Here is a 3,617-nt window from a genome sequence, read left to right on the forward strand (position 1 = left end):
GAACAGCGCCGGAAGGTGAAGCGGCCTCTTCGATCCAAGCTGCGTGGCGATCGAACCATTAATGAGAGCCAWCGCTTCCGCGCGTTCGTTTTGTTTTGCCAGACCGACGGCCAATTCGGAGACAAGATCCGTTACCAGCATTTCGTATCGCAGTATCCTCAGCTTTTCCAAGCTGTCCCGCAGATGGCACATGCCATCCTCTGTCCGGCCGACGCGGACCAGAAAGCGCCCCCTAAGTCCCCCGCCGACAGCTCGAAATGGCTCCAGCGAATACTTCTCGGCAGTGAGTTCGAGCGCAGAGAGGTTCCGCTCGACCTGTCCCAGATCGTCGATCCAGAAATAGAAAGGCATCGTCAGAATCAAGGCTCGACACAGAGCAATCGGATGATCCGCTCCCTCTGCTTCCTCGATGGTTCTTTCAGCATAACCGGCGGCCCGGTCGAGATTGCCGGCAAACCAATGCGATCGGGTCAGGTTGAACAGGGACGTGGTGCGCAGATCAAACAGATATTGAGTTGCGTTGAACCGTCGGGAGGCCGGCGCCCCGCGCAGGGCCCGTTCGAGGTATTTTGGCGCGCGGACATGGTCCGCAAGCATGTAATACGCGGCCCCCAGCATCGAATCCGCAAGCGCCGCATCTTCCGGATGTCCGGTCTTGTTCGCGACGGACTCAGCGCGTAGCGCAACTTCAAGGCTGCCCGCTGCGTCGATTGTCCGATGAAGATACATCGACAGCCCGCTGAGAAGACGCAGCTGCTGGTAGGCATCCGCGCGCCGCTCTGCGAATGTCAACGCCGTATTGAAGGCATCGCGAACCCTTTCACTGTTCCCGGCGGTGAACATCAGCGACAAGGCAAGCGAAGCGTGGATTTCCATCTGGTCCTGCGGGTCGCAGTCCGCCGCAATCCGACCTATCGCCCTCTCCATCCAATCCCGGCACTCCGTGAAAAGCGACTTGGCCAGAAGCAACTGCGAGGCGGCCGCCGCCATTCGTATGGCCGCGCTATCGTTTCCATCGGGGCCAAAGCTCCATTCAAGCGCGGCACGAGTATCGCCAAGGTAGTGTTGTATCGCGCCTGCCAAAGATTGTCCGGGCTCGAGCTCGAAAAGATTGCCCCGGTTGTTTTCCAATGATTGGCTCAAATGGCTGGCGTGACGCGCCGCCATGGAATGACGTTCACCGCTCGCAGCGAGCTTCTCCAAGGCATAGGAACGCGTGGTGTCGAGCAATCGGTAAAGCATCCGCCGGTAGCTCGGCCACGCCACGATCAGCGACTTGCTGACCAGACTTTCGATTGCGCCCTCGATCTCGGACCGGTCAACTCCTCGCTGCTCCACAACCGCACACGCCGCTTCCAACGAAAAGTGCCCGACGAAGATCGCCACACGTCGCAGCACAATTCGTTCGAACTCGGACAGCTGATCGTGACTCCAGTCCAGCGTTGCTTTCAGTGTCTGATGCCGCGGATTCGCGGTCCGACGGCCAAACTTCAGAAGATCCAGGCGCGAACCCAGCCTTGCCACGGTATTCCCGACGCCGAAAACAGCGGCTCTTCCGGCGGCGAGTTCGATGGCGAGCGCAATGCCATCGAGCTTGCGGCAAATCTCGGCAACCATGGGGGCTTCGTCGTCACTGAGCGTAAAGTTGCCACGGCGAGCACTGACGCGTTCGGCGAACAACCGTACCGCCGGATAGGCAAGCACCTCTGACGCGGTCGGTCGCGGCTGCTCCGGCGGGCAGTCCAGTGGACAAAGACGAAATACGCGCTCGCCAGGAACGCGCAGGATTTCCCTGCTGGTCGCGAGCATGTAGATTTCGGGTGCATTCCGGAAGATATAGTCGGCGATCTCCGCGACTCCCTCGATGAGATGCTCGCAACTATCAAGAATGACGAGCGCCCTTCGCGCGCGCAGAAAATTGAGCAACGCCTCCCTTGGATCGACCGATTGCGGGGCCAGCCCGATCGCGGAAGCGACAGCGCCGATGACCTGCTCATTCTCGTTTATCGTTGAAAGATCGACAAAGAATACCGCTCCGGAGAAGTCGGCCAGCACCCCGTGCCCGACCGACAGGGCAACCGTCGTCTTGCCGATACCTCCGGTACCCAAAATTGTAATCAGGCGCTGTTCCGTCTGAAGCAGACGCTGAATTTCAAGGACGACGTTGTTGCGGCCGACCATGCGCCCCAGTGCGGGCGGCAGGTTGGACGATCCCGAAGATGCACTTCCCCTGTCGCGGTCCGCGGGAAGTCGCATGACCGGCGCGATGAAGCTATAGCCGCGGCCCTGGACGTTCGCGATGTACTTGTTGCCGAACTGGCCGTCGCCCAGTGCCTTGCGCAGTGCCGACAGGTGGACGCGAAGACTGCCCTCCTCCACCGTGACGTCAGGCCAAGCCTTCGCGATCAGCTCCGACTTCGGGACGACTTCACCGGCGTTTTCGAGCAGAGCGATCAGGATGTCGTAGGCCCTGCCACCCAGGGGAAGGATCCGGTCCGCCTTGCTGAGAGACCGTTCGGCGACATTCAGCTCGAATGGGCCAAACTGGAGCCGGGTTGCACTCGATGAGCCAATTGGTTGGACCGACATCAATAATTCCGTCAAGACCGTCGACGATCTGGTTATCGCACCATTCGCCGTCAGTCTTGCGCAAACGCACGCCAGCCGATCAAGTGTTAAACGAAACCTCCTTTGGCAACAAGCCGGTCACCGCACCGAATTGATAGCGCCATCACGCTGGTGTGAACCGTCCAACACCTGCCTCGCCAGCCGCAGATCGCGGGTCTCAAAGTCCTCTCGAAACTTCGCGTGAGTGACTTGCAACATGCGCCAAGCGACCTCCTTTCGCCCAGCCGACGTCTCGGCAATGGCGAGGCTCGTCGCAGCCCTGAGCGCCCACGACAGGCTCCCCTGCCTGTTTGCGAGCTCGAACGCGCGCTGAAAGTATTGCCTGCCAGCCGCCAATCCCTCGCCGCTGCTCAGCGCCAATTCTCCCCTGATGCGGTGCAGTTCCGGGCCGTACCATCGGCTTTCGTCGAGGTCGATCTTCGCGCGCTCGAAGACATCGAGCCCTTCCCTCGGAAGGCCCGCGTGGGCCATGCACATCGCCAACTCCGCTTGCAGGATCCAGTTGAAAATCCCGTAGCGCGCCGCGGACAGCTTATCGAGACCCGATTGGAGCATCGCGGACGCTACCGTGATTTGTCCTCCTCGCCTGATTTCGTAGATGGCTTGCATGCCGAGACCAAAGCCCTGGTAGTTGTGCAGAGCGTATTTCCCGGCATGGGTGACGAGTTCGTCCACGAGTGCTTCGGCTTCGCCGTCATCCGGATTGGTCAAATATGCGATGAAGCCTGCAAAGGTCAGCGCCCCGCAAAGGTTCACGGTCCGATTGGATTGGCGCGCCTCGGCGACGGCCATCTGGTTGAACCTGCGGGCTTGATCCGGAGAGCCACGCAACCACGCCAAGGTCGCAAGACCGGCCAGGTTGTCGACCTTGCGATCATAGCCAAATCGCTTGATCAGCAATTGTCGTGCAGCCTCGTCATCACGATGGAGCGACAATTCCAGCAGGCCTTGAGCCTCCGCAATCCGGCCGGCATGGTAGTATACTATGC

General features: G+C 60.2%; 2 protein-coding genes. Both read right to left on the bottom strand.

Translation table 11 applies throughout. From position 1 onward, the window contains the following. A partial coding sequence (locus ACXJL8_RS36540) for an ATP-binding protein (RefSeq protein WP_456686578.1) occupies positions 1 to 2,589 on the bottom strand: 2,589 nt, incomplete at its 3' end. 117 nt (positions 2,590 to 2,706) lie between these two features. Then, the coding region (locus ACXJL8_RS36545; protein ID WP_456686579.1) for a hypothetical protein at positions 2,707 to 3,617 on the bottom strand (911 nt) is incomplete at its 5' end.

This window comes from Bradyrhizobium sp. P5_C11_2 (assembly GCF_054049755.1).